This is a genomic window from Micromonospora sp. NBC_01740, from assembly GCF_035920365.1.
GTDB lineage: Bacteria > Actinomycetota > Actinomycetes > Mycobacteriales > Micromonosporaceae > Micromonospora > Micromonospora reichwaldensis.
This window is the reverse complement of record NZ_CP109150.1, coordinates 344,197-369,256: the sequence shown is the minus strand read 5'-3', so window position 1 is coordinate 369,256 and position 25,060 is coordinate 344,197. Positions and strand designations below refer to the sequence as shown.

The window sequence follows — 25,060 nt, the reverse complement described above, 5'->3', positions numbered from 1 at the left end:
GACGGGAAGCCCGGAGTCGGCGGCGGGCCCGGGGCGCGTTCCGGGGCGGTGGCGGAGGCTCCGCTCCGGTCTTCGCGGCATCCACCGGGGCAGTGCCGCCCTCGGCCTGGTGCTGCTGCTCGCGGGGCTGACGTACGCGGTGGCCATTGGGACGTACAAGTGGCACCTGCACACCAAGGCGGAGCGGCTGCGGGCGGACGGCGTCCCGGTACTGGCGACCGTGAGCGACCGCCGCGACACCGTCGGACGCGGCGGCGGCACCGACACCGTCCAGGTCTGGTACGAGTACGGCGGCGTCCAGCACAACGAGCGCATCCTCTGCGGCTCGGCCGGCGGCTGTGTCGAGGAGCCTCCGGAGGAGATGATGCTCTGGGTCGATCCGGAGCGGCCGGCGGAGTTCGTGGCCGCCAACGGCAACACCGACGACTCGGTCTTCTTCCTCAACTCCTGGGGCGGCATCCCGTTCGGGCTGCTGGGCGCGGCGTTGGGCGGGGGTTTCCTCTTCGCGGCCCTCGTTCCGACGGGGATGTTCGACCGGCCCGCCCCCGCACCACCCCGGCGGGGCCGAGGGCGCGACCGCGTCCGGCGCACCCGGGCCGCCAGGCGACGCGGAAAGGCCCGCCGCTGAGCCGGCGTGGGTGACGGTCCGAGCGGTCAGCCAGCGGTCTCGATGACGGCGCGGGCCTGGAGGGCGATCTCGCGTTCCTCGTCGGTGCCGACGACGCAGACGGTCACCTCGGCGCCCTCCGGCGAGACGACCCGGTCGCCGGAGCCGGCGTTGCGCTCGGGGTCCACCGCGATGCCGAGCCGGTCCAGGCCGGCCAGGGCGGCGGCGCGGACCGGGGCGGCGTGCTCGCCGACGCCGGCGGTGAAGGTGACGGCGTCCACCCGGCCGAGCAGTGCGTAGTACGCCCCCACGTAGCCGGTGATCCGCCGGCAGTAGACGTCGAAGGCGAGCGCCGCCGCCGGGTCGCCGTCCGCCCGGCGGGCGAGCACCTCGCGCATGTCGTTGGCGCCGGTCAGCCCGAGCAGGCCGCTGCGGTGGTTGAGCAGGTCGTCGATCTCGTCGACGGAGAGCCCGCCCTCGCGGCGCAGGTGGAAGATCACGGTCGGGTCCAGGTCGCCGCTGCGGGTGCCCATCACGAGGCCCTCCAGCGGGGACATCCCCATCGAGGTCGCCACGCTCCGGCCGCCGGCCACCGCGCAGGCGCTCGCGCCGTTGCCGAGGTGCAGGGTGATCGTGTTCACGTCGGCGTACGGGCGGCCGAGCAGCTCGGCGGTGCGCCGCGACACGTACGCGTGCGAGGTGCCGTGGAACCCGTAGCGCCGGATGCCGTACCGCTCGGCGGTGTCCCGCTCGATCGCATAGGTCGCGGCGGCCTCGGGCAGGGTGGTGTGGAACGCGGTGTCGAAGACGGCGACCTGCGGCACGTCCGGCAGCGCCGCCCGGGCGACCTCGATGCCGGCCAGGTTGGCGGGGTTGTGCAGCGGCGCGAGCGGGACCAGGTCGCGGATCGCGGCCAGCACCTCGTCGTCGATCAGCACCGGCTCGCCGAACCGCTTCCCGCCGTGCACGACCCGGTGCCCGACGGCGGCCAGCCCGGTGAGGTCCAGCCCGTCGAGGATGCCCCGGACGGCAGTCTCGTGGTCGGCCGGACCGCCGCCGGCCTCGCCGACCCGCTCCACGGTGCCCTTGTCGACCACCCGGTCGCCGTCGAAGAGCCGGTACTTCACCGACGACGACCCGCAGTTGAGGACGAGGACGCGACCGGCCGGGCGCTCCTGCGGGGCGGCGGGACCGCTCATGACGACTCCTCGGTGGCCGCGGCCTGGATGGCGGTGATCGCCACGGTGTTGACGATGTCCGGCACGGTGGCGCCCCGGGACAGGTCGTTGACCGGCCGGCGCAGGCCCTGCATCACCGGCCCGACGGCCACCGCCCCGGCGGAGCGCTGCACCGCCTTGTACGTGTTGTTGCCGGTGTTGAGGTCCGGGAAGATGAAGACCGTGGCCCGGCCGGCGACGTCGCTGCCGGGCAGCTTCGTCGCCGCCACGGCCGGGTCGATGGCCGCGTCGTACTGGATGGGCCCCTCGACGAGCAGGTCGGGCCGGCGCTCGCGGACCAGCTTGGTGGCCGCCGCGACCTTCTCCACGTCGGCGCCCGCCCCCGAGCTGCCGGTGGAGTAGGAGAGCATCGCGACCCGGGGCTCGATGCCGAACCGGGCGGCGGTGTCGGCCGAGGAGATGGCGATGTCGGCGAGCTGGGCGGCGTCCGGGTCGGGGTTGACGGCGCAGTCGCCGTAGACCAGCACCCGGTCGGCGAGCAGCATGAAGAAGACGCTGGAGGCCACCGAGACGCCCGGCACGTTTCGGATGATCTCGAACGCGGGACGGATGGTGGCGGCGGTGGTGTGCGTCGCGCCGGAGACCATCCCGTCGGCGTGCCCCGTCTGGACCATCAGCGTGCCGAAGTAGTTCGGCTGGGCGACGATGTCGTGGGCCAGGTCGGGGGTCATGCCGCGGTGCGCGCGAAGCTCGGCGTACGTGGCGGCGAACTCGTCGCGCCACTCGCTGGCGACGGGGTCGACCACCTGGGCGCCGGTGATGTCGATGCCCAGCTCGCGGGTGCGCCGGGCGACGTCGTCGGGGCGGCCGAGCAGGGTGATGTCGGCGACGCCCCGGCGCAGCAGGATCTCCGTGGCCCGCAGGATCCGTTCCTCCGCCCCCTCCGGCAGCACGAGGTGCCGGCGCCGGGCCCGGGCGCGGTCGATCAGGTCGTACTCGAACATCAGCGGGGTGACCCGCTCGGAGCGGCTGACCCGCAGCCGGCGGGCCAGGTCGTCGGTGTCCACGCAGCGCTCGAACGCGCCGAGCGCGGCCTCCACCTTGCGCGGGTTGGCCGCGCTGGGTCGCCCCTCGATCCGGCTGGAGGCGGCCACGGTGTCGTAGCTGTCGCTGGGCACGGAGAGCACCGCGAGCCCGGTGTTGAGGCCCTCGACCAGCCGCATCGCGCGCGGGTCGGGCTGCTCGCCGAGGGTCAGCACCAGCCCCGAGACGGAGACCTGCCCGGCCACGTGCGCGGCGCTCGCCGCCACCAGCAGGTCGGCCCGGTCGCCGGGGGTGATCACCAGGGCGCCCTCGGTCAGGTGGTCCAGCAGCGTCGGCACGTGCGCCGCGCCCACCACGTAGTCGAGCACGTCGCGGCTGAGCGCGTCGTCGTCACCGGCGAGCAGGGTGGCGCCGAGCGCCGCCGCCACCTCGGCCACCGTCGGCGCCGACACGGTCGGCACCTCCGGGATGGCGTACGTGGGCACGGGCAGCTCGGGCAGCGTCATCGGGCCGGGAACCCGGTTGGCGATCACCGCCAGCACCGTCGCCCCCAGGTCCTCCAGATCGTGGTACGCCCCGCGCGCGGCGGCCGCGATCGCCGCCGGCTCCTGCCCGAAGCCGTCGACGACGGGCACCACCACGCTGCCGAACTCGGTGGCCAGCCGGGCGTTGAAGGCCAGCTCGCGGGGGCCGGCCCCGTCGCCGCCGTCGGCGAAGTCGCTGCCGACCACGACCACGGCGGGGCAGCGCCGCTCGACCTCCCGGTAGCGCTCGACGATGCCGGCGATGAGCTGCTCCCGCCGCCCGTCGGCGACCAGCGCGGTCGCCTCGGCGTAGCTGGTGCCGCTCAGGTCGGCCAGCGGAAGCTCGATCCGGTAGCGGTCACTGAGCAGGGCGAGGATCGGGTCGGGACCGTCCCCGCGCACCAGCGGCCGGAACGCGCCGATCCGCTCGACCTGCCGGGACAACAGCTCGGCCAGGCCGAGGGCGATGGTCGACTTCCCGCCGCCCGAACCCACGCTGGTCACGTACACGCTCCGGGCCACGCCCCCACGCTACAAGATCGTGCAGATACCCGCCGAGATCCAAACCCTGAGCAGGCAGGATCCTCGTCTCACTCCGTCGGCGGGGTGGCCGGTACCGACGCCGACGTTCCTAGACTCGCTACCCATGCCCGACCGTTCCGCCGCAGCTCAGGCGGCCTCTGACAGCCCGACCGTCGTCCAGGCGACGGCTGTCGGGCCAGCCGTCGTGCCGGCCGGTGCCGACGCCCCGACGGTCGCCCAGGCACCGGTCGAGGCACCGACGGCGCCGCTGTCGGCGGTGGACGCTCCGGCGGTCGGCCCGGCGGCCGACGCCCCGACCGCCGTCCACGCCGTCGCGCCTCCGCTCGCGCCGGTCTTCGTCGACCCGAGCGGGCGACGCCGGCGGCGCTGGCAGCGGCTCGCGTACGCCCTCGGGTCGGTCGGCGTGGCATACACCGTCCTGGTCGGGGCGAGCTTCGCCGGGGGACCGGTGAGCCCGGAGAACGTCCTGCCCTTCGTCGAGTCCACCCGACGACCCTGGACCCCGCCTCCGGCGCCCGCCAGCACGCCCGCCACCCCTGAGCCGACCGTCGGGCGGCCCGCGCCAGTCGTGCCCGGTGACCGGCCGACCCCGGGCCCGGTCACCCCGTCGGCGCCCCGGTCGTCCCCGCCCCCGGCGCCAGCACCCGCCAGCACGCCACCCGCCCCCGGCCGCACCACCCCGCCGCCGGTCTCACGGCCACCCGCGACCACCACCCCGCCCGCCCCGCCGGCCTCCGAGCCGCCACCCGTGGAACCGTCCCCGGACGTCGACCTGCCGCTGTCGCCCGCTCCCGGGGAACCGGACGACGATGCCTGACCGCTTCCGTCCGCGCCGGCCCCGGACGACCGCCCGCCGCCACGGCCGGGTCCGGCGGGTCGCGCCGCCGCCCAGTTGGACCGTGCTCGGCATGCTGCTCGTCGTCCTGGCCGGCGTGCTCTTCGTCGGGGCGTACGCGGACGCCGCCTTCGTGCCCGAGCGCCAGCCGGCCGGCGCCGGCCAGGACCGGGTGCCCGACGAGGTGGTGAACGGGGGACCGATCATCAGCGTCGGGGACGAGCGGACCCGTTCCTACCGGCTGCCGCCCCGCACCCTCTCGCTGACCTTCGACGACGGCCCGGATCCGAACTGGACCCGCGAGGTGCTCCGGGTGCTGGACGCCCACCAGGTCAGCGCCACCTTCTTCGTGCTGGGGGCGCAGGTCGCCCGGCATCCCGAGCTGGTGCGGGAGATGTCGGCAGCCGGGCACGAGATCGGGGTGCACACCTTCACCCATCCCGACCTGACCACCATGCCGGGCTGGCGGCGCCGCATGGAGTACGCCCAGACCCAGCTCGCGGTCGCCGGCGCGGCGGGGATCCGCAGCTCGCTGGTGCGGTTCCCGTACTCGTCGCACGCCGACGCGCTGAACGACCGGGACTGGCCGCTGGTCACCGAGGCCGGCGACCTGGGCTACCTGACGGTGCTCAACGACACCGACAGCCGGGACTGGGCGCTGCCGGGCGTCGAGCGGATCGTCGAGAACGTCACGCCGTCCGGGTACGCGGGCGCGATCACGCTGTGGCACGACGCCGGCGGCGACCGCTCGCAGACCGTCGAGGCGCTGGACCGGTTCATCCCGTTGATGAAGGCGCGCGGGTACCAGTTCGCCACGGTCACCGGCGGGCTCAACCAGGCGTTGGCCGACGCGGGGGTGCGGCACGAGGTGACCGGCAATCCGACCGCCTCCGCCGGGGAGCGGTTGCGGGGGCGGGTGCTGGTCTGGGCGGTGCGGGGCGCGGACCGGACGATGAGCGGCTTCGGGCTGATCTTCGTCGCCGTCGGGGTGCTCACGGTCGGGCGTACCGCGCTGCTCTTCCTGCTCGCCGGGCGGCACGCCCGGCGGCGGCGGGCCCGCGACTGGACCTGGGGGCCGCCGGTCACCGACCCGGTGTCGGTGATCGTCCCGGCGTACAACGAGAAGGAGGGGATCGCGGCGGCGGTCCGGTCGCTGGCCACCGGCGACCATCCCGGGGGGATCGAGGTCGTCGTCGTCGACGACGGCTCCACCGACGGCACCGCCGACATCGCCGAAGGGCTCGGCCTGCCGAACGTCCGGGTGGTCCGCAAGCCCAACGGCGGCAAGCCGAGCGCGTTGAACACCGGCGTCGCGCTGGCCCGGCACGACCTGATCGTGATGGTCGACGGCGACACCGTCCTCGAACCGGACGCCGTCCGACGGCTGGTGCAGCCGTTCGCGGACCCGCAGGTCGGCGCGGTGGCCGGCAACGTCAAGGTGGGCAACCGGGACAGCCTGATCGCCAAGTGGCAGCACATCGAGTACGTGATCGGCTTCAACCTCGACCGTCGCCTCTACGAGTCGATGCGCTGCATGTCGACGGTGCCGGGGGCGATCGGCGGCTTCCGGCGGCAGGCGCTGGTGTACGCCGGCGGGATGACCGACGACACCCTGGCCGAGGACACCGACATCACCATGGCGCTGGGGCGGGCCGGCTGGAAGGTGGTGTACGAGGAGACGGCGCGCGCCTGGACCGAGGCGCCGGCGACGATGGGGCAGCTGTGGAAGCAGCGCTACCGGTGGAGCTACGGCACCATGCAGGCGATGTGGAAGCACCGGCGGTCCCTGCTCGACCGGGGCGCGTCCGGCCGGTTCACCCGCCGCTGCCTGGCCTTCCTCAGCCTCTTCGGGGTGCTGCTGCCCCTGCTGGCGCCGGTGATCGACCTGCTGGCCCTGTACGGGTTGTTCTTCCTGGACCGCACCGCCACGGCCGTGGCCTGGCTGGCCATGCTCGGGTTGCAGACGCTGACCGCCGTGGTGGCGTTCCGGCTGGACCGGGAGAAGCTGGGCGTGCTGTGGGTGCTGCCGCTCCAGCAGTTCGTCTACCGGCAACTGATGTACCTGGTGATGCTCCAGTCGGTGGTCACCGCGTTGACCGGCGGCCGGCTGGGCTGGCAGAAGCTGCGGCGCACCGGCCTGGCCCCGGCCGAACGCGGCGGCACGGCCTGACCGGGTCCGCCGGCCGGGCCGACCGGCCTGGCGGGGCTGAGCGGGCGGGCGGCGGGGCTGGCCGGCCCGCCCAGGCCGGTCGGGTCAGCCGGCGCGCCGGGCCAGGCCGAGGGCGTACTCGGGCCACCAGACGCCGCTGTCCGGCTCCCCGGGCCGGCAGGCGCCGTCGGACTCGCCCGGGTACTTGACCCAGAGCAGCGCGTCCACCCGGGGCAGGCCGGGATCGGCCGTCGGCTCCTGACCGAGCGCCCGTCCCGGCGGATTGCACCAGCTCGGCGCGCCGTCCACCGTGGCACCCGCGTGGGGGCCGTTGCCGTTGCGGCTGGTGTCGACGACGAAGCGGGTGCCGCCGCCGAGGGCGTCGGAGATGCGGTGGCCGTAGCGGACGTTCTGCGCGGTGCCGAAGAAGTTGGCCACGTTGAGCGCGAAGCCGTCGGCCTCGCCGACCCCCGCCCGGTCGAGCGCCGCCGTGAGCGCGGCGACGTCGGAGATCCAGCCGGGGTGCCCCGCGTCCACGTAGACCCGGGCGCTGCCGGTGCTGCGGAGCACGGTGACGGCGTCCCGCAGCAGCGTGAGCCGCCCGTCGGGGTCGCGGACGCAGCCCCGTACGGCGTCCGGCACCGCCCCGGGTTCGAGGACCACGGTGACCGGCCGGCCCCCGACGCCCGCCGTGAGGTCGCGGATCCAGCGCTGGTACTCCGCCGGGCCGCTGGCCCCGCCGGTGCCCTGGCGGGCGCAGTCGCGGTCCGGGATGTTGTGCACGACCAGCACCGGCGTCTGGCCGGCGAGCGCCGCCTGCCCCAGGTACGCGTCGACCTCGTCGCGGACCGCCGGCCCGCCGGTCAGCCACTTCGCGCTGGGCCGCGCGCCGATCCGGCGCAGCGCCGCCGCGTCGGCGGTCCGGCCCAGCGCCTCCCGCCGGTCCGCCTCCGCCGCCGCCGGGTTCCCCGGGGCGACGTAGAAGACCGGGGGCGGGGCCGCCGCCGGGGACCCGGCGGCGCTCCCCGGCACCGGCCCGGGGCGGCGTCGGGGTTCCGCGCCGCAGCCCGAGAGCAGCAGCGCCACGGCGGCGCCCGCCGCCAGGGCCGACCGGCGTACGGGCGAGCGGCGGGAGCGGTTCGGTGGCGGCACCGGGGACGTCCGTTCCTCCGGGGCGGTCCGGCTCAGTCCTCGTCCTCGTCGTCCAGGCGGGCGAGCCAGGTGGCGAAGCGCTCGATCGGGGTCTCGAACTCGGGGTTCAGGTCCACGAAGTCGCGTAGGCGCTCGCCGAGCCACTCCATGCTGACCTGTTCGCCGCCCCGGCGCTCGACGAGCTCCTCGATTCCACGGTCGGTGAAGTACATGCTGTCGGTCCCTCTTCGTCGCTGTGCTGGGTGGGCCGTGGTGCCGCCGGGGCCTGCCGGCGGCGTGAGCCGGGACGCCGACCGGGGCAGAGCCGTCGTCGTGACGGTCCCTGCCCCGGTCGGCGGTGCTGTCAGGTCACGGGCGGGGCAGGGCCGCCTCGATCAGCGCGGTCTGCTCGACCTCGTGCATCTTCGCCGAGCCGACGGCCGGGGCGGCGGCGGCCGGGCGGGAGATCCGGCGCAGCCGTACGTCCGACAGGTGCTCCAGCAGGTTGAGCGCGACGAACGACCAGGCGCCCTGGTTGGCCGGCTCCTCCTGCACCCAGGCGAAGTCCTCCGCGTTCGGGTACGCCGCGAGGGCGGCCCGGATCTCCTCGACCGGCATCGGGTAGAGCTGCTCGATCCGGATGATCGCGGTGTCGGTGACGCCCCGCTCGGCGCGGGCCTGGAACAGGTCGTAGTAGACCTTGCCCGAGCAGAGCAGCACCCGCTTCACCTGCTCCGGCGCCGGAGAGCCCGAGTCGGGCAGCACCGGCTGGAAGGTGCCGGTGGTGAAGTCCTCGACCGGGGAGACGCAGAGCTTGTGCCGCAGCAGCGACTTCGGCGTGAACACCACCAGCGGCTTGCGCTTCGGCGAGAGCGCCTGGCGGCGCAGCAGGTGGAAGTAGTTCGCCGGGGTGGTCGGGATCGACACCCGCATGTTGTCCTCGGCGCACATCTGGAGGAACCGCTCCGGGCGACCGGAGGTGTGGTCCGGGCCCTGGCCCTCGTGGCCGTGCGGCAGCAGCAGGGTGACGGCGGAGCGCTGGCCCCACTTCACCTCGCCGGAGGAGATGAACTCGTCGATCACCGACTGGGCGCCGTTGACGAAGTCGCCGAACTGCGCCTCCCAGGCGACCAGCGCGTTGATGTTCTCCACCGAGTAGCCGTACTCGAAGCCCATCGCCGCGTACTCGCTCAGCAGGGAGTCGTGCACGAAGAACCGGGACCGCTCGCCGTCGCCGGTCAGCGACTGCAACGGCAGGTAGTCGTCGCCGGTCTGGGCGTCGACCACGGAGGCGTGCCGCTGGACGAAGGTGCCCCGGCGGGAGTCCTGCCCGGCGAGCCGGACGGTGACCCCGTCGTGCAGCAGCGAGCCGAACGCGATGATCTCGCCGAAGCCCCAGTCGATGTTGCCCTCGACGGACATCTTGGCCCGCCGGTCGAGCAGCTGCTGGATCCGCTTGTGCGGGGTGAAGCCCTCCGGCAGGTTGACGTGCGCCTCGCCGACGGCCTTGACGACGGCCGCGTCGGTGGCGGTCTCCACCTGCGGCTCCGGCTCGTCCTCCCGCTTCGGGCGGCTGAGCTGCCGCGGCGTGGTGGCCGCGTCGCGGGTGGCCTTGAAGACCCGCTCCAGCTGCGACTGGTAGTCGCGCAGCAGCTCCTCCGCGTCCTCCACGGTGATGTCGCCGCGCCCGATCAGCTCCTCGGTGTAGAGCTTCCGGACGGACCGCTTCGAGTCGATGATCTTGTACATCTGCGGGTTGGACATCGACGGGTCGTCGCCCTCGTTGTGCCCGCGCCGGCGGTAGCAGACCATGTCGATGACGACGTCCTTGTTGAACGCCTGCCGGTACTCGAAGGCCAGCCGGGCGACCCGGACCACGGCCTCGGGGTCGTCGCCGTTGACGTGGAAGATCGGCGCCTGGATCATCCGGGCGACGTCCGTGCTGTAGAGGCTGGAGCGGCTGTACTCCGGGGCGGTGGTGAAGCCGACCTGGTTGTTGACCACCACGTGGACGGTGCCGCCCGTGCGGTAGCCGCGCAGCTGCGAGAGGTTGAGGGTCTCGGCGACCACGCCCTGGCCGGCGAAGGCGGCGTCACCGTGCACCGCCAGCGGCAGCACGGTGTAGCCCTCCAGCTTGAGGTCTATCCGGTCCTGCTTGGCCCGGACGATGCCCTCCAGCACCGGGTCGACGGCCTCCAGGTGCGACGGGTTCGCCACCACCGAGACCTTGACCGCGTGGTCGCCGTCGGGCGTGGTGAACTTGCCGTTCTGGCCCAGGTGGTACTTCACGTCGCCGGAGCCCTGGGTGGAACGCGGGTCCAGGTGCCCCTCGAACTCCGAGAAGATCTTCTCGTACGGCTTGCCGACGATGTTGGCCAGCACGTTCAGCCGGCCACGGTGGGCCATGCCGATGACGACCTCGTCCAGCCCGCCCTCGGCGGAGGCCTCCAGCACCTCGCCGAGCAGCGGGATCAGCGACTCGCCGCCCTCCAGCGAGAAGCGCTTCTGCCCGACGTACTTGGTCTGGAGGAAGGTCTCGAACGCCTCGGCGGCGTTGAGCCGGTTGAGCACGTGCTTCTGCTCGTCGGCCGACGGCTTCTCGTACTTGCGCTCGATCCGTTCCTGGATCCAGCGCCGCTCCTCCGGGTCCTGGATGTGCATGTACTCGATGCCGACGCGCCGGCAGTACGAGTCGCGCAGCACGCCGAGGACGGCGCGCAGCTTCATCCGCTGCTTGCCGGCGAAGCCGTTGACCGGGAACTCGCGGTCGAGGTCCCAGAGGGTCAGCCCGTGCTGGAGCACGTCCAGGTCGGGGTGCTTGCGGATCTTGAACTCGAGCGGGTCGGTGTCGGCCATCAGGTGGCCGCGCACGCGGTACGCGTGGATCAGCTCGTGCACCCGGGCGGTCTTGTTGATCTGGCCCTCGTTGTTGACCGCGACGTCGCGCATCCAGCGCACCGGCTCGTACGGGATGCGCAGCGAGGTGAAGATCTGGTCGTAGAAGCCGTGCTCACCGAGCAGCAGCTCGTGCATGACCTTCAGGAACTCGCCGGACTGGGCGCCCTGGATGATCCGGTGGTCGTACGTGCTGGTGAGGGTGATGACCTTGCTGACGGCCAGCTCGGCCAGGGTGGCCTCGGACATGCCCTGGTAGGGGGCCGGGTACTCCATCGCGCCGACGCCGATGATGGCGCTCTGCCCCTGCATGAGGCGCGGCATCGAGTGCACGGTGCCGATGCCGCCGGGGTTGGTCAGCGAGATCGTGGTGCCGGAGTAGTCGTCCATGGTCAGCTCGTTGCGGCGGGCACGCCGGACCACGTCCTCGTACGCCTGCCAGAACTGCCGGAAGTCCATCTGCTCGCACGCCTTGATGGAGGGGACCACCAGGTTGCGGCTGCCGTCCGGCTTGGCCAGGTCGATCGCGATGCCCAGGTTGACGTGCTCCGGCCGGACCATGACCGGCTTGCCGTCGACCTCGGCGAAGGAGTTGTTCATCTCCGGGTGGGCGACCAGGGCCCGGACCATCGCGTAGCCGATGAGGTGGGTGAAGCTGACCTTGCCACCGCGCCCACGGGTGAGGTGGTTGTTGATCACGATGCGGTTGTCGACCAGGAGCTTGGCCGGGACGGCGCGCACGCTGGTGGCGGTCGGCACGGCCAGCGAGGCGTCCATGTTCTGGACGATCTTCGCGGCCACGCCGCGCAGCGGGGTGGTCTGCGGGCCGGTGGCGGTCGGCTTGGTAGCCGCGGGCTTGGCGGGAGCCGCCTTCGCGGGCGCCGGCTTGGCCGGGGCGGCCTTGGCGGCGGGCTTCTCCGGCTTGGTCTCCGGCTTGGTCTCGGGCTTCTTCTCCGCCGGCTTCTTCTCCGTCGGCTGCGCGACCGCGGTGGCCGCCTCCTGCTGGCCGGCGGGCTCCGGCTTGGCGGCCGGCTTCGGGGCCTGCTCAGTTCCGCGCGGCTTCCCGGCGCCGGGCGCCGGGCGGTAGTCCGCGAAGAAGTCGTGCCAGGCCGAATCGACGCTGGTGGGGTCGGCGAGGTAGCGCTGGTACATCTCCTCGACGATCCACTCGTTCGGACCGAAACCCGCCAGTGGGTTCTCCTGCGAAGTCTGCTGGGTCGACACGGCCGGTAATCGCCTCTTTCACGCGGGTTTGTGTGTCACGCGGTGTCCGGTGTCGCCCTGCCTTCGAGCGCGCACGAGACGGCTCCCAGGCTACGCCGTACGGTCGCCACAGGCATTTCCGCCTCCGACCCGTGGCCCGTTTCACAGAAGATGCCAGAAGTTCACCAAACGCTGCGTGTGCGGCCGGCTGCTGGTAAGGCCCGATGTGGTGGTCGGCCCCATGTCGTACGGCGGCGGGGGTGGTGCCGGGCACCACCCCCGCCGCCAATGCCCGGACGCGTCAGGAGATGTCGCGCCGCCGGGTGATGAGCACGCCGACGACCCCGCTCACCACCGCGTAGCCGATCAGCACGAGCGCGCCGACCCACCAGGCGGGGGTGAAGTCGGTCTGGCCCTCGCTGACCATGACGGTCGAGGCGATGGCGGGCCAGATCACCTGCCACTTGACCACGGCCTCGCTGTTGAGCAGGTTCGACAGCAGCATGAACAGCAGCCCCACCACCTGCGTGCCGACGAGGTAGAGCACCGCGGCGGTGATCACCGCGCCGAGCTGGTTGGTGATCAGCGTGCCGATGCCGATGCCGAGGACCGTCCAGATCGCGTACGCCAGCAGGTTGAGCAGCAGCGCCCGCTGCACGGCCCACTCGCCGAGCAGGGTGCCGTGGCCGTTGGCCGACAGGAACACCGCCCCGGCGGCCAGGTCGATCAGCGTGGTCACCAGCCAGAAACCGATGCCCAGCAGGCTGGCCGCGACCAGCTTGCTGAGGATCACCGACGTGCGCCGCGGTGTGGCCAGGAACGTGGTGGTCGCCGTCTGGTGGAAGAACTCGTTGGTGACCATCAGGATGCCGATCAGCATCACGAACATCAGGCCCAGGTACTGCCCGGAGGTGTACAGGTTCGCGGCCTGCGCCGCCGCGGAGGCCTGGTCGCCGGTGACGCCCAGTTCCTCGGCGTTGCCGTTCAACGTCTCGTTGGCGACCCAGGCGTTGAAGGCGAAGGCCAGCGCGATCGACAGGAACGCGGCGATGGCCAGCCACCACCAGGTGCTGGTGGTGCGGATCTTGAGAAGCTCGGACCGGACGAGGTTCATCGGATGCCCGCCTTTCCGGCCGTCAGCTCCAGGAAGACCCGTTCGAGGTCGGGCCGTTCCGTGGTCAGTTCGTGCAGTTCGACGCCGGCCGTCAGGGCGACCCGGCCCACGGTCGGGGCGTCCACCCCGCCCACCAGCAGGACGCCGTGCTCGTCGACGTCGACCGTCGCCGGACCCTCCTTGAGGGCGGCGGTCAGCGCGTCGGCCTGCGGGGTGCGGACGCGGACCCGTACGCCCTGCGCCATCGAGCCCATGACCTGCTCGACCGTGCCCTGGCGGACCAGCTGCCCGGCGGCGATGATCACCACGTCGTCGGCGAGCAGCTGCATCTCCGACAGCAGGTGGCTGGAGACCAGCACCGTGCGGCCCTCGTGCGCGAGGTTCTTGAGGAAGCCGCGCATCCACCGGATGCCCTCCGGGTCGAGCCCGTTGGCGGGCTCGTCGAGGATCAGCACGCGGGGGTCGCCGAGCATCCCGGCGGCGATGCCGAGCCGCTGCTTCATGCCGAGCGAGTAGCCCTTGAACTTGCGCTTCGCCGCCGGAGTGAGCCCGACCTGCGCCAGCGCCTCGTCGGCCCGGTGCTTCGGCAGGCCGGCCGCCGCGGCGATCACCCGCAGGTGGTTGATGCCGGTGCGGCCCTTGTGCGCGCTGGACGCCTCCAGCACGGCGCCGACGTGCCGCAGCGGGTCGGTCAGGTCGGCGTAGCGCCGCCCGCTGATGGTCGCCGTCCCGCTGGTCGGCGTGACCAGGTTCAGCAGCATCCGCAGCGTGGTCGTCTTGCCGGCGCCGTTGGGGCCGAGGAAGCCGGTCACCCGCCCCGGTTCGACGGTGAACGACAGATCGTTGACGGCCCGGACGTTCTTGTACTGCTTCGTCAGGCCGGACACCACGATCTGACCGTCACCGGTGGGGCTTCTCTGCCCGTCAGTCATTGCTCTCCTTCGTGCGGTGGCGTCGGGGTACGCCGTGACACAGCGTGGCGGGCGGGCGCAACCAGGTCAATCAGGCGCACTTCCGAGATCCACCTCCGCCTCAGGCAGGAGGCCCTCATCCCCAGGAACGATTATCCGATGTCGTCGGCCACGGCGATCCAGGTTGCCCGGGCCCAGGCCAGGAGAGCGCCGTCGGGTGCGTACAGGCTGGTGTGCACGAGCGCCTTGCGGCCCTCGCCGCCGACCATGACGCCGGTCACCACGCACTCGTCGCCCGGCTCCGGCAGCGCCGCTACCACCGCCGCGATCCGGCCCAGGACGTACGGCCGGCCGGGGGCGATCACGGCCCAGCCGCCGGGGCAGTCCAGCGCGGCCCAGACGGTGGCGGTCGTGACCGACGCGGGCACCCGGAACGGCGCGGCGGTGCGGCCGTCCGGCAGCCGCCCCGGAAAGATCCGCAGCCCGTCGGCGCGGTTCGGGCCGCAGACGTAGCAGCCCGGGAAGGGGTGGTCGACCAGCCCGGGGTACGCCGCCGAGGCGGCCCGCGCGGCCGGCAGGTCCACCGGAGGCACCACCGCCCGGGGGTCCTCCGTGGGGCGGACCTGGGCGACGAGGTTGCCCTGCGGGTCGCGGACCTCGCCGTCGACGAGAGTGAGCGGGGTCTCCAGCGGGGGAGGGCGACGCAACGTCACCTCGACCGGCCCGGGGCCGGCGGCGCCGGCGAGGACCCCGGCGCTCCAGCCGCCGTTGCCCGAGCCGGGCGGCCCGTTGAAACGCGACTCGATGATCATGAGACACCTCCGACCGCGACGCCCGGCCCCGTCGCCGGTGCGCCCCCGGCAGCCTCGCACGCCGTCGACCCCGGTGTTCGTCCGGTGCTGTGCCACTGTGGGGCCGTGCCCAGTCCTCACCTGCCGGCCGGCCCGACCCGCGAGGCGGCCCGGCGCCGGCTCCGCTCACTCGCCGGCTGGGAGCTGCTGAACGTTCCCCTACAGGCGTGGGTGTGGTTCCAGCTGGTGGGCCTGCCGCCGACGGCGGCGAACCTCGCCGGCTTCGGGGCGTTCGCGGCCCTGCTCGTGGTGGGCGCGGCCTACTGGGCGCTCAAGCTCCGGCAGTTGCGCCGCGGGGAGCCGCGCCTGCCCGGCCGGCGCCACTTCGGCACCGCCCGCGCCGCCCTGCCGATCCTCCTGGCCGTCGTGATCATCGCCTGTGCCGTGGCCGCCGTGCGGACGCCCGGCGCGCGGTCGTACCCGGGGCTGGCCTTCGGGCTCTTCGCCGCGCTCGAGTACGTCAACTACTTCCACGTGCAGCTCATGCACGACAACCGGGCCGACCTGCGGCGCCTGGTCACGGTGGGGTTCCGGCGCTCGCATCTCGCCCGGGACCTGCGCGCCAACCGCTGAGACGAGCGCCGACCTCGCCGCGGTCGTCGCCCGACACCGGCACGGGCCGTTCACCTCATCGACACCCCTCACCCCGCCGGCCGGCAACCCGGGCCGCCTACACAGGTCCCATGGCCGTTCTGCACGCCGCTGGCGCACCCCTGACGACCAGCGGTTACACCCTGCTGATCGCCGACGACCCGAGCGAGGTCGCGGCCGCGCAACGCCTCCGTCACGAGGTGTTCGCCACCCAACTCGGCGCCACCCTGCGCCCGGGGGCCGCCGGGCTCGACGTCGACGACTTCGACGCGTACTGCGACCACCTGATCGTCCGTCAGGAGGGCACCGGCGAGGTGGTCGGCACGTACCGGCTGCTCCCGCCGGGCCGCACCGACCGGCGGTACGCCGCGACCGAGTTCGACCTCACCGGGCTCGACCCGCTCCGCGACGACCTGGTCGAGGCCGGCCGGTCCTGCGTACACCCCGATCACCGCTCCGGCGCGGTGATCAACCTCATGTGGGCCGGCATCGTCCGCTACCTGCACCTGCGCGGGTCGCGCTGGCTCGGCGGCTGCGCGTCGGTGCCCGTTGCCGACGGGGGCGGGACCGTCGCGCGGGTGTGGGACGAGGTCGCGGCCCGGCACCTGGCCCCGCCGCGGCTGCGCGTACGGCCGAGGCGCCCCTGGTTCGCCGAGCCGGACGGGCTCGTCGGGCCGGCGGCGGCCGACGGCCCGGCCGCGCGGGCCACCGTTCCGCCGCTGCTGCGCGGCTACCTGCGCCTCGGGGCCTGGGTCTGCGGCGAGCCGGCGTACGACCCGGACTTCGGGGTGGCCGACTTCTACGTGCTCTTCTCCCTGGACCGGATGAACCCCCGTTACCTGCGGCACTTCCTCGGCGGGGCCGAGCGGTGAGCATCGCCGGACGCCTCTGGCTGCCCGCCTCGGGGTGCGGGCCCACCTGCCTTCCGGCGGCCGGCGAGGCGCCGGCCGTGTCGCCCGTCCGGCGGGCGGGCCGCACCCTCGCCGTCCTCGGGACGCTGTCGGCGGGGACGGTGCTGGCGGTGCTGCTGCCGGTGCTGCCGGCCGGGGACCGGGCGGCGGCCCTGCGTGGTTGGGCCCGGTGGACGCTGCGCGCGTTCGGCGTGCGCCTCGTGGTGCGCGGCCGGCCGCCCCGGCGGCCGGCGCTGCTGGTCGCCAACCATGCCTCCTGGCTGGACGTGCTCGCGCTGCTGGCCGTCGCGCCGGCCCGGATGGTGGCCAAGCGGGAGGTCCGGTCCTGGCCGCTGGTCGGGCTGCTCGCGGCGGCGGCCGGCACCGTCCTGGTCGACCGGGCCCGCCCCCGCGCCCTGCCCGCGACGGTGGCCCGGGTCACCGCCGCGCTGCGCGCCGGCAGCCCGGTGGCGGTCTTTCCGGAGGGTACGACCTGGTGCGGCACCGCCGACGCGATCGGCTGCCGCCCCGGCCGGGGGTTCCGTCCGGCGCTGTTCCAGGCGGCGATCGACGCCGGGGCGCCGGTGGTGCCGCTGCGGATCGGCTACCGGTGGGCCGCGACCGGCGTGCCGACCACGGCCGCCGCATTCGTCGGGGACGACGACCTGCTGCGCTCGGTGGGCCGGGTGCTCGCCGCCCGGGACCTGGAGGTGCGGGTGAGCGTCTCCGCCGCCCTGCATCCCGCCCGGGACGCCGACCGGCGGCTGCTCGCCCGGGCGGCCGAGTCGGTCGTGCACGTCCCCGCTGCCGCGGTCGGGAGGGCGCCGGCGGGATACGCGGCATGAAGACGGGGGGAGGAGCGGATCAGCCGACCGGGCCGATCCGCCTGGCCAGGCCGACGAACGACTGCCACGCCCGGGAGTCGAAGTGGAGGGTGCCGCCCTCGCGGTCCTTGGTGTCGCGTACCAGCACGACGCCCGGCAGGTTGTCCGCGACCTCGACGCAGGAACCGCCGTTGCCGCCGGATCTCGTCGACTTACGCCACCGCGGGGTCATCACGTCCATGACTTCGCCACCTCCTTGATCAGCACGGTCGACTGCCGGCGGGGGAGGGCCTCGTTCCGCACGATCTCCCACGTCCTGGCCAGCCTAGCAATGTCGGTGGATGCGTCGACGATCTGCGCGCTGAGCTGGTTGTCCGCGTGGGCCACGCGGGTGCCGTCCGGCAGCTCGGCGATGATGAACTGGCCGGCCAGTCCGAGATACATGCCGGCGTCGGCCGGGACGACGTGGAGCTGCACGTGTTCCTGCGTCGCGAGGGCCACCAGGTGATCGAGCTGCTCGGCCATGAGCCCCGGCTGGTCGAGCACCGGCCGGCGCAGCACGGCCTCGTCGACGACGGCGATGAGCTGGGGTGGCCGCTCCCGGCCGAGGATCGCCTGACGCTCCAGCCTGGACGCGACGATCCGCTCGACCTCGTCGGCCGTGAACCGGCCCCCCGCCAGCGTGGCGCGGGCGTAGCGTTCGGTCTGGAGCAGGCCCGGCACGTACGCCAGCTCGAACCAGCGCAACGTCGCCGCCTCCCGCTCGAACTCGATCCACTCCCGCAGCCAGGCCGGCGTGGCGTCCAGCCGGGCCAGCTCACGGAGCATCCGGCCGAACCGCTCGCCCGTGTCGTGCTGGTCGTCGATCGCCTTCATGTACTCCCGGGTCGGCGGGCGACCGCCCGTCTCGACGGAGCTGACGTGCGACCCGGAGTAGCCGATCGTCCTGCCGAAGTCGTCCTGGCTCAGGCCGAGCTGAGCGCGGAACGTGCGTAGCTCACCCAGCACGTAGTTGGTGGCGGTGCCCATCGATTCCCCACATTCTGCTCGGTCCCGTCGGCGTGTCTCCCGTGCCCGCTCGACCGGCTCGTTGACCTGCGCGGATGCGGCGAGCATGTGTCGACGGTAGTGGTGTCCTCACCAGACTGTCACCACGCGGGCCCGTTCGCCGTCGTCGAGGACGTGGGCGGGTCCTGCCGGGGCCGCCCCGCTCTCCCGTGGCGGGGCGGCCCACCTCGACAGCGGGGTGGGGGAGAAAGTGGGTCACCGTGGAGGCTGGCACCGGAGTCGGTGCGGACGGCACTGCGCCTGCCCGAACTGCGCGGAGCGGCGGGAGATCCGGAGCCGGCGGCCGAAGCCCGCTCCGGCACCGCACCCGCCGCCCCGCCCGGGCAGGCCGGCTCCGTACATCCCCGGCCCCATCGGGCCCTTCGTGCCGCCTCCGGTCCGGCCGAGGGCGAACGACGCGACCGAGATCCTGTGGTACGGCGCGGCCGATCTCGCCGCCGCCGGGCGGGCGCGCCGGATGAACGGAGGGCGCTGGTGAGGCCCGTGCTCTCCACCCGGCTCCCGCAGCCCGGCCCCGGACCGCGCCCCGAGCGACCCCGCCACCGGATCGAGGGCCGGCCGCCGCACACGCCGCTGCGACCGCACTGGGGTTGTCGCTCGTGCGGCCAGCCGTGGCCCTGCGCGACCGCGCGACTGTTGCTCAAGGCCGAGCACGAGGGCGCGCAGCAGAGCCTCACGATCTACCTGGCCGGCCTCATGTACGAGGCGATGCGCGACCTCTACCACCTCGACCCCCGCGGCGGCCCCACCCCTCGGGCCATGTTCGACCGCTTCGTGGCCTGGGGCCCGTACCGTCGGCCGCTCGTGGAACCGGTGCCGTGAGGCCGTCACGCCGGCGCTTGTCATGTCGCGATGTATCGCGTTAGTGTCCTGCCATCCGACGTGCCGGCGACGCGGCACGCCGTGAAGGGAGGACCGATGACCGACTGGACCGTGCACGCCCCGCAGCGGATCACCCTGGACGGGCCCGTCGGCCGACTCGACGTCCACCTGCTCAGCGGTCGCCTCAACGTGGTCGCCACCGATGGGCCGCCCCGGGTCGACATCACCCGGGTCGGCCGCCGGCCGGTCCTGGTGGAGTATCGCGACGGCCGGCTCTCCGTACGCCAGCAGCGACGCTGGCGGCTCGCGGACCACATCTTCTGGCTGGGCCCGCTGTCCCGGCTGCCCCGGGTCGACGTCTCCGTCGCGGTCCCGGCCGACGTGCTGGCCGACCTGGAGTTGGTGGAGGGTTCGCTGGTCGCGTCGGGCCTGCGCGGCGAGACCCGGGTGGAGGTGACCTCCGGCCGGATCGCCCTGATGGGCCTGCACGGCCGGACGTCGGCGAAGACCATGGCGGGCCCGGTCGAGGCGCTGGGGGTGGCCGGCGACCTGGACCTGGAGACCGTCGCGGGAGAGGTGACCCTCGCCGACAGCGCGGCCGGGCGGGTCCGTGCGCACACCGTCTCCGGGGCAATCACCTGCGACCTGGACAACCCCCGGCGCAGCGACATCCGGCTCAGCACGGTCTCCGGCAGCATCACCGTCCGGGTCCGCGCGGACAGCGACCTGGCCGTCCGCCTGCACACCACGTCAGGCCGGATCACCAGCGGCTTCCCCGAGGTGCGGGGCAGCGCCGTCCCCGGGTCCGTGGTGGACAGCGAGGGCGTGCTCGGCGCGGGTGAGGGTAGGCTCTCCGCGTCCGCCACGTCGGGCAGCATCGCGCTGCTCGCCCGCCCGGTGGACGACGACGAGGAGGAACTGCCGTGACCGCCGTGTTCAGTCACGGGCGGCTCCGGCTCTACCTGCTCAAGCTCCTCGACGACGGCCCGAAGCACGGCTACGAGCTCATCCGCCTGCTGGAGGAGCGCTTCCTCGGCCTCTACGCGCCCAGCGCCGGCACCATCTATCCCCGGTTGCAGCGGCTGGAGGCCGACGGCCTGGTCACCCACACCGCCGCCGGCGGCCGGAAGGTCTACGAGATCACCGAGGCGGGCCGGGCCGAGCTGCGGCAGCGGGCCGGCGAGCTGACCGCCCTGGAGTCGGACATCGCCGCCTCCGTGGAGGACCTGTCCGCCCTGGCCGGAGAGATCCAGAACGAGGTACGCGGCTCTGTCCGCGACCTGAAGCGGGAGCTGCGCGAGGCGGCCCGGCAGACCCGCCGTCCCCGCTGGGTGCCCCCCGGCGCCGGCCCGACGCCCGCCCCCGCCCCCGGCCCGTCGCCCGTACCCCCCGCCGGCCCGTCGCCCGCGTTCGGCGCGCCGTCGGAAGCTGGGCCGGCGTCCGCGTCCACCGCCACGCTGGCCGAGTTCGACCAGCGGCTGGCGACCTTCGCCGTCGAGGTGGGCGCCCTGGTCCGGGCCCGCCGGCTCAGCGACTCGCAGCTGCGTACGGCCATCCGGCTGCTCGACGGCGCGCTGGACGGGCTGCGCCGGCTGCTGCGCTGAGCCCGACGCCGCCTCACAGCTACTTTCCAGCGAGTGCCCAGCGCGGACGCAGCGAGAGCGCGGATGATGGGCGGCATGGCCGCTACCCAGACCGAGGCGCGACTGCTCGTCGTCGAGGACGATCCCAACATCCTCGAACTGCTCTCCGCGAGTCTGCGCTTCGCGGGCTTCGACGTGGCCACCGCGACGAGCGGCAGCGCCGCTCTCAACGCCGCCAAGGACCACCGGCCCGACCTGGTGGTGCTCGACGTGATGCTGCCCGACCTGGACGGCTTCGAGGTCATCCGGATGCTGCGCGAGGGCGGCACCCGTACGCCGGTGGTCTTCCTCACCGCCCGTGACGCGACCGACGACAAGATCCGGGGGCTGACCCTGGGCGGGGACGACTACGTCACCAAGCCGTTCAGCCTGGAGGAGCTGACCGCCCGGATCCGGGCGGTGCTGCGGCGGACCAGCAGCGGCGAGCAGACGCCCTCCCGGCTCACCTTCGCCGACCTGGAGCTGGACGAGGAGACCCACGAGGTGCACCGGGCCGGCCAGCGGGTGCAGCTCTCACCGACCGAGTTCAAGCTGCTGCGCTACCTGATGCTGAACGCCAACCGGGTGCTGTCCAAGGCGCAGATCCTCGACCACGTGTGGAACTACGACTTCCGGGGCGACGACAACATCGTCGAGTCCTACATCTCGTACCTGCGCCGCAAGGTGGACAACACCCAGCCCCGGCTGATCCACACCCTCCGAGGCGTCGGCTACGTCCTGCGCAAGCCGGCGGCGTGAACCCCCTCGACCAGGGCAAGGCGCGGCTGCGCAGCGTCCCGCTGCGGGTCAAGCTGGTCGCCGCGGTGCTGGCCCTGGTCGCCGCCGCGCTCCTGGTGATCAGCTCCCTGACCACCTTCTTTCTCCGCAACTACCTGGTCGGCCAGGTGGACGGCCAGATCAAGTCGGCCAGCCAGGGGCTCGGGCAACTGCTGCCCGGGCTCCGCAGCGGCAGGGTCGAGGCGATGCTGCCCAGCAGCTACGTCGTTTCGATCGCCGACGAGAATCAGGTGTACCCGACGCGCTACGACGACCTCAGCCTCGACCCCGAGCAACTGCCCGACTTCCCCACGGACTGGAGCGGGTTCGCGGCGCGGGTGGGCGAGCCCCGCACTGTCGTGTCCCAGGACGGTCGTACCCGCTGGCGGGTGGTCTACGCGGGACAGAAGGACGGCTCGGTGCTGGCCGTGGGCCAGCCGCTCACCCAGGTGGATCGCGCCGTGAAGCAGCTGGTCTGGATAGACCTGCTGGTCGGCGGCGCGGTGCTGGTCCTGCTTGCCTCCATCGGCGCGGCGATCGTCCGGACCAGCCTGAAGCCGCTGGTGGAGATAGAACGTACGGCCGCCGCCATCGCCGGTGGCGACCTCACCCGGCGGGTGCCCGACCCGGAGCAGGGGCAGCCCGTCCCCACGTCCGAGCTGGGGCGGCTCTCCCGGGCGTTGAACGCCATGCTGAACCAGATCGAGGTCGCCTTCACCGCGCGGGCCGCCTCGGAGCTGGCCGCCCGGTCCGCCGAGGCCGCCGCCCGGGAGGCGGCCGGCTCGGCGCGGGCCTCCGAGGCGCGGGCCCGCCGCTCCGAGGAGCGGATGCGGCAGTTCGTCGCGGACGCCTCGCACGAGCTGCGGACGCCGCTGACCACCATCCGGGGCTTCTCCGAGCTGTACCGGCAGGGCGCGGCGAGCGCGCCGGAGCAGACCGCCGACCTGCTGCGCCGCATCGAGCAGGAGGCGGCCCGGATGGGCCTGCTGGTGGAGGACCTGCTGCTGCTCGCCCGGCTGGACCGGGAGCGACCGCTCTCCCTCGCCCCGGTGGAGCTGCCCGTGCTGGCGAGCGAGGCGGTCGAGGCTGCCCGGGCGGTGGCGCCGGAGCGCCGGATCGAGCTGGAGGTCACCCCCGGCTCCGGTCCGCTGGTCGTCTACGGCGACGACGCCCGGCTGCGCCAGATCATCGGCAACCTGATGACCAATGCGCTCACGCACACCCCGCCGGAGGCCTCGGTGACCCTGCGGCTGCGCGCCGAGCCCGGGAACCTGGCCGTGGTGGAGGTGGCGGACACCGGTCCCGGGCTCACCCCGGAGCAGGCGGAGCGGGTCTTCGAGCGCTTCTACCGGGTGGACGCGGCGCGTACCCGGCGGGCCGGTGGCAACACCGGCACCGGCCTCGGCCTGGCCATCGTGGCGGCGCTGGTGCGCGCCCACCACGGCACCGTCGAGGTGGCCGAGACCCCCGGCGGGGGAGCGACCTTCCGGGTCCGGCTCCCGCTCGTGCCGGACGACGAGGGCGATGGCGAGTGACTTTCAGCCAACATTCAGGTGCGTTCCAGGCGGATCGCAGTGGTGCGCGTCAAGGTGGAGACATGACCGAGCACGAGTCCGACCCGCAGCGCCGGCCGGCCCACCCCGACGCCGAGCCGTCGCACCCCACCGCCGAGCTGCCGCGCGCCGAGCGCGCGCAGTCCGACTCCGCCCCCGCCGGTGACTCCGCCCCGACGGTCGGCCTGACCACCGTGCCCGGCGGCGACCCCGCCCCGGCCGCCGGTGACTCCACCCCGACCGTCAGGTTCGGCACTGCGCCCGGCGGCGACACCGGCCCGGCCGCCGGTGGCTCCGCCCCACTTGGCGGCGAGGCGCCGCGTACCGCCGGGTCGGGCCCGGCCGCCGACGGCCCGCCGGCCGGCGACGGCGGCCCGCGCGCCGCCGAGCCGGCCCGCGCCCCCGACGGTGCCGGTCCGCTCGACCGACCCACCCCGCCCGGCCCCTTCGCGCCCGCCCCGGCCGTTGCGCAGCACCCGGCCGCCGGCCAGCCCCAGCCGGCTCATCCGCAGGCCGCCGGCCAGCCCGGTCACCCGCACGCGGCGGGCCAGTCCGGTTACCCGCAGGCCGCGGGCCAGTCCGGCTACCCGCACGCGGCGGGTCAGCCCGGCTACCCCCAGGCCGCCGGGCAGCCAGGTCACCCGCAGTCCGGCTACCCGCAGGCTCCCGGCGCGCCCTGGTACGGCCAGCAGTCCGGCTGGAGCGGCGGGGGACAGCCGGGACAGCCGTACGGTCACCAGCCGCACCCCTCCGGCCAGCCCGTCCCGCCCTGGGCGGCCCCGCAGACGGCGGGCCCCCGGCCAAGCCGGATCGCCAAGTTCGCCGGCGCCGGGGTGGCGGTCTTCGCGCTGATGCTCGGCTCGGGCGTCGCCGGCGGGGCGCTCGCGCTCGCCGTCGACGGCGACTCGGGCATCACCCGCACCTACTCCGCCGCGCCGATCATCAACGGCGCCGACCTGCCCCGGATCGCCGCCGCCGTGCAGCCCAGCGTCGTCTCGATCGGCACGGACAACGGCGAGGGCTCCGGCGTGATCCTCACCGCCGACGGCTTCGTGCTCACCAACAACCACGTGGTCGCCTCCGCCACCGACGGCAAGGCCGTGGTGACCTTCGCCGACGGCAAGACCGCCGAGGCCAAGATCGTCGGCACCGACCCGAAGACCGACCTTGCGGTGGTCAAGGCCAACGGCGTCAGCGGCCTCAAGGCCGCCACCTTCGGAGACAGCGACGCCATGCAGGTCGGCGACCAGGTGCTCGCCCTCGGCAGCCCGCTGGGCCTCCAGGGCTCGGTCACCGCCGGCATCCTCAGCGCCCGGGACCGCACCATCCAGGCGGGCAGTGGGCAGCAGCGGCAGGACCCGGCGCAGGGGGCCAGCTCGATCGCGGGGCTGCTCCAGACCGACGCGCCGATCAACCCGGGCAACTCCGGCGGCGCACTGGTCAACACCAGGGGCGAGGTGATCGGCATCAACACCGCGATCGCCACCGCCGGGCAGGGCAGCAGCGGCAACATCGGCGTCGGCTTCGCCATCCCCAGCAACAAGGCCAAGGACGTGGCCGGCAAGCTCCAGCGGGGCGAGAAGGTCAGCCACCCGTCGCTCGGGGTCAGCGTGACCCCCGCCGAGGGCGGCGGGGCCCTGGTCGCCGCCGTCACGCCGGGCAGCCCCGCCGAGAAGGCCGGCCTGCAGCGCGGCGACGTGGTCACCCGGTTCGGCGACAAGGCCGTCAACGACTCGGACGACCTGGTCGGCGCCGTGCAGGCCGGCAAGGTCGGCGACCGGGTCGAGGTGACCTACAAGCGCAACGGCACCGAATCCCGGGCGACCGTGACGCTCGCCGAGACGTCGTAACCGGCAACCGAAGACATTCCTCCTCCCTCCGGGCGGCGGGTGGCGGGGCCAAGGGGGTTGGCTCCGTCACCCGTCGCT

The 25,060-nt window shown here is 73.9% G+C and carries 22 protein-coding genes; 12 read left to right on the top strand and 10 right to left on the bottom strand.

Going from position 1 to position 25,060, the window contains the following annotated elements:
- The first annotated feature begins 109 nt into the window (after window positions 1–109).
- Window positions 110–628, top strand: coding sequence for a hypothetical protein (locus OG989_RS01570; RefSeq protein WP_327029494.1), 519 nt, complete (start codon window positions 110–112; stop codon window positions 626–628).
- 26 nt (window positions 629–654) lie between these two features.
- Here the strand turns inward: OG989_RS01570 and OG989_RS01565 are convergent, their stop codons facing one another.
- Complete coding sequence (locus tag OG989_RS01565) at window positions 655–1,806, bottom strand: acetate/propionate family kinase (RefSeq protein WP_327029493.1); 1,152 nt, start codon at window positions 1,804–1,806, stop codon at window positions 655–657.
- Window positions 1,803–3,875: a phosphate acetyltransferase gene (pta, locus tag OG989_RS01560; RefSeq protein WP_327029492.1), complete on the bottom strand. Its 2,073-nt coding sequence runs from the start codon at window positions 3,873–3,875 to the stop codon at window positions 1,803–1,805. The genes OG989_RS01565 and pta overlap by 4 nt, the downstream gene beginning before the upstream one ends.
- 124 nt (window positions 3,876–3,999) lie before the next feature.
- Between pta and OG989_RS01555 the strand changes: the two genes are divergently transcribed.
- Window positions 4,000–4,713: a hypothetical protein gene (locus OG989_RS01555; RefSeq protein WP_327029491.1), complete on the top strand. Its 714-nt coding sequence runs from the start codon at window positions 4,000–4,002 to the stop codon at window positions 4,711–4,713.
- Entirely contained in the window at window positions 4,706–6,901 is a 2,196-nt protein-coding gene (locus tag OG989_RS01550) for a bifunctional polysaccharide deacetylase/glycosyltransferase family 2 protein (protein WP_327029490.1), read from the top strand. The genes OG989_RS01555 and OG989_RS01550 overlap by 8 nt, the downstream gene beginning before the upstream one ends.
- Before the next feature lie 84 nt (window positions 6,902–6,985).
- On the opposite strand, the gene OG989_RS01545 is transcribed toward OG989_RS01550, so the two are convergent.
- The 6 genes from OG989_RS01545 to OG989_RS01520 form a co-directional block, all read right to left on the bottom strand.
- On the bottom strand, window positions 6,986–8,032 hold the full coding sequence (locus tag OG989_RS01545; protein WP_327029489.1) for a glycoside hydrolase family 6 protein: 1,047 nt from the start codon (window positions 8,030–8,032) through the stop codon (window positions 6,986–6,988).
- 32 nt (window positions 8,033–8,064) lie between these two features.
- A complete protein-coding gene (locus tag OG989_RS01540) occupies window positions 8,065–8,244 on the bottom strand; it encodes a DUF6104 family protein (protein WP_151456601.1) in 180 nt (59 codons plus the stop codon).
- Between the two features lie 136 nt (window positions 8,245–8,380).
- Window positions 8,381–12,130, bottom strand: coding sequence for a multifunctional oxoglutarate decarboxylase/oxoglutarate dehydrogenase thiamine pyrophosphate-binding subunit/dihydrolipoyllysine-residue succinyltransferase subunit (locus OG989_RS01535; protein WP_151456602.1), 3,750 nt, complete (start codon window positions 12,128–12,130; stop codon window positions 8,381–8,383).
- A gap of 280 nt (window positions 12,131–12,410) precedes the next feature.
- Window positions 12,411–13,223 carry an ABC transporter permease gene (locus tag OG989_RS01530; RefSeq protein WP_151456603.1) on the bottom strand — a complete coding sequence of 271 codons (813 nt, stop codon included), beginning with the start codon at window positions 13,221–13,223 and terminating at the stop codon, window positions 12,411–12,413.
- Window positions 13,220–14,155 (bottom strand): ABC transporter ATP-binding protein, encoded by a 936-nt coding sequence (locus OG989_RS01525; protein WP_151456604.1) that lies wholly within the window; start codon window positions 14,153–14,155, stop codon window positions 13,220–13,222. Before OG989_RS01525 ends, OG989_RS01530 begins: the two co-directional genes overlap by 4 nt.
- Before the next feature lie 131 nt (window positions 14,156–14,286).
- Complete coding sequence (locus tag OG989_RS01520; RefSeq protein WP_327029488.1) at window positions 14,287–14,946, bottom strand: hypothetical protein; 660 nt, start codon at window positions 14,944–14,946, stop codon at window positions 14,287–14,289.
- A gap of 105 nt (window positions 14,947–15,051) precedes the next feature.
- On the opposite strand from OG989_RS01520, the gene OG989_RS01515 reads away from it, so the two are divergent.
- The 3 genes from OG989_RS01515 to OG989_RS01505 all read left to right on the top strand — a co-directional run bounded on the left by OG989_RS01515 (window position 15,052) and on the right by OG989_RS01505 (window position 17,311).
- Entirely contained in the window at window positions 15,052–15,558 is a 507-nt protein-coding gene (locus OG989_RS01515; protein WP_225852411.1) for a hypothetical protein, read from the top strand.
- Window positions 15,559–15,668: 110 nt separating this feature from the next.
- The gene (locus tag OG989_RS01510; RefSeq protein ID WP_327029487.1) at window positions 15,669–16,448 is read left to right on the top strand and encodes a GNAT family N-acetyltransferase; all 780 of its coding nucleotides are present in this window, start codon (window positions 15,669–15,671) and stop codon (window positions 16,446–16,448) included.
- Complete coding sequence (locus tag OG989_RS01505; protein ID WP_327029486.1) at window positions 16,445–17,311, top strand: lysophospholipid acyltransferase family protein; 867 nt, start codon at window positions 16,445–16,447, stop codon at window positions 17,309–17,311. Before OG989_RS01510 ends, OG989_RS01505 begins: the two co-directional genes overlap by 4 nt.
- A gap of 19 nt (window positions 17,312–17,330) precedes the next feature.
- Here the strand turns inward: OG989_RS01505 and OG989_RS01500 are convergent, their stop codons facing one another.
- Window positions 17,331–17,531: a DUF397 domain-containing protein gene (locus OG989_RS01500; RefSeq protein ID WP_225852412.1), complete on the bottom strand. Its 201-nt coding sequence runs from the start codon at window positions 17,529–17,531 to the stop codon at window positions 17,331–17,333.
- Window positions 17,522–18,319: a helix-turn-helix domain-containing protein gene (locus OG989_RS01495; protein WP_151456608.1), complete on the bottom strand. Its 798-nt coding sequence runs from the start codon at window positions 18,317–18,319 to the stop codon at window positions 17,522–17,524. Before OG989_RS01495 ends, OG989_RS01500 begins: the two co-directional genes overlap by 10 nt.
- Before the next feature lie 522 nt (window positions 18,320–18,841).
- Here OG989_RS01495 and OG989_RS01490 point away from each other — a divergent pair.
- From OG989_RS01490 to OG989_RS01465, 6 genes are all read left to right on the top strand, one after another.
- Window positions 18,842–19,180, top strand: coding sequence for a hypothetical protein (locus tag OG989_RS01490; RefSeq protein WP_151457816.1), 339 nt, complete (start codon window positions 18,842–18,844; stop codon window positions 19,178–19,180).
- 96 nt (window positions 19,181–19,276) lie between these two features.
- Entirely contained in the window at window positions 19,277–20,107 is an 831-nt protein-coding gene (locus tag OG989_RS01485; protein ID WP_327029485.1) for a DUF4097 family beta strand repeat-containing protein, read from the top strand.
- Window positions 20,104–20,784, top strand: coding sequence for a PadR family transcriptional regulator (locus tag OG989_RS01480; RefSeq protein ID WP_327029484.1), 681 nt, complete (start codon window positions 20,104–20,106; stop codon window positions 20,782–20,784). The genes OG989_RS01485 and OG989_RS01480 overlap by 4 nt, the downstream gene beginning before the upstream one ends.
- A 75-nt stretch (window positions 20,785–20,859) precedes the next feature.
- A complete protein-coding gene (locus OG989_RS01475) occupies window positions 20,860–21,561 on the top strand; it encodes a response regulator transcription factor (protein ID WP_151457730.1) in 702 nt (233 codons plus the stop codon).
- Window positions 21,558–23,114, top strand: coding sequence for a HAMP domain-containing sensor histidine kinase (locus OG989_RS01470; protein ID WP_327029483.1), 1,557 nt, complete (start codon window positions 21,558–21,560; stop codon window positions 23,112–23,114). Before OG989_RS01475 ends, OG989_RS01470 begins: the two co-directional genes overlap by 4 nt.
- Window positions 23,115–23,176: 62 nt before the next feature.
- Window positions 23,177–24,982, top strand: a complete 1,806-nt coding sequence (locus OG989_RS01465; protein ID WP_327029482.1) for a trypsin-like peptidase domain-containing protein — start codon at window positions 23,177–23,179, stop codon at window positions 24,980–24,982.
- Window positions 24,983–25,060: the final 78 nt, after the last annotated feature.

Coding starts and splice junctions, on each gene's coding strand:
- OG989_RS01510 (WP_327029487.1), top strand. CDS start 15,669: ATGGCCGTTCTGCACGCCGCTGGCGCACCCCTGACGACCAGCGGTTAC.
- OG989_RS01525 (WP_151456604.1), bottom strand. CDS start 14,155: ATGACTGACGGGCAGAGAAGCCCCACCGGTGACGGTCAGATCGTGGTG.
- OG989_RS01555 (WP_327029491.1), top strand. CDS start 4,000: ATGCCCGACCGTTCCGCCGCAGCTCAGGCGGCCTCTGACAGCCCGACC.
- OG989_RS01530 (WP_151456603.1), bottom strand. CDS start 13,223: ATGAACCTCGTCCGGTCCGAGCTTCTCAAGATCCGCACCACCAGCACC.
- OG989_RS01520 (WP_327029488.1), bottom strand. CDS start 14,946: ATGATCATCGAGTCGCGTTTCAACGGGCCGCCCGGCTCGGGCAACGGC.
- OG989_RS01550 (WP_327029490.1), top strand. CDS start 4,706: ATGCCTGACCGCTTCCGTCCGCGCCGGCCCCGGACGACCGCCCGCCGC.
- OG989_RS01475 (WP_151457730.1), top strand. CDS start 20,860: ATGGCCGCTACCCAGACCGAGGCGCGACTGCTCGTCGTCGAGGACGAT.
- OG989_RS01495 (WP_151456608.1), bottom strand. CDS start 18,319: ATGGGCACCGCCACCAACTACGTGCTGGGTGAGCTACGCACGTTCCGC.
- OG989_RS01500 (WP_225852412.1), bottom strand. CDS start 17,531: ATGGACGTGATGACCCCGCGGTGGCGTAAGTCGACGAGATCCGGCGGC.
- OG989_RS01465 (WP_327029482.1), top strand. CDS start 23,177: ATGACCGAGCACGAGTCCGACCCGCAGCGCCGGCCGGCCCACCCCGAC.
- OG989_RS01565 (WP_327029493.1), bottom strand. CDS start 1,806: ATGAGCGGTCCCGCCGCCCCGCAGGAGCGCCCGGCCGGTCGCGTCCTC.
- OG989_RS01540 (WP_151456601.1), bottom strand. CDS start 8,244: ATGTACTTCACCGACCGTGGAATCGAGGAGCTCGTCGAGCGCCGGGGC.
- OG989_RS01485 (WP_327029485.1), top strand. CDS start 19,277: ATGACCGACTGGACCGTGCACGCCCCGCAGCGGATCACCCTGGACGGG.